Source organism: Isoptericola croceus (genome assembly GCF_029382255.1).
GTDB lineage: Bacteria > Actinomycetota > Actinomycetes > Actinomycetales > Cellulomonadaceae > Isoptericola > Isoptericola croceus.
Genome location: NZ_JARLLG010000416.1, coordinates 1 through 262, shown reverse-complemented (window position 1 = coordinate 262; position 262 = coordinate 1). Strand labels below are relative to the sequence as shown.

Here is a 262-nt window from a genome sequence, read left to right as displayed (position 1 = left end):
AACGGCATTGGACAATATGCTCGAGCGATTGGCGGATACGTTGAGGCCTCTGGCGATCGAGAAAAACGCAGCTGGCAATCTGCGTGCGCCGAGGCTCGTGTATGTGGTAACCATCGTACTTTTGGCGCTTTCCGGGTTCGTCTATGCAAGTTTCTGGGGAGGATATGACGACTCACGTGACATTGGCGTTTGGTCACTGCTCTCGCTGTTGGCAGTGTCACTCCCGATCCTGGCCTTGATCGGACTCCTTAGCGGAGAAGAG

Annotated in this window: 1 protein-coding gene; it reads left to right on the top strand. The window is 55.0% G+C overall.

Features of this window, described 5'->3' with window-relative positions; all coding sequences use genetic code 11:
• On the top strand, positions 1-262 hold a 262-nt coding region (locus PZC42_RS21740; protein WP_277214276.1), incomplete at both ends, for a hypothetical protein.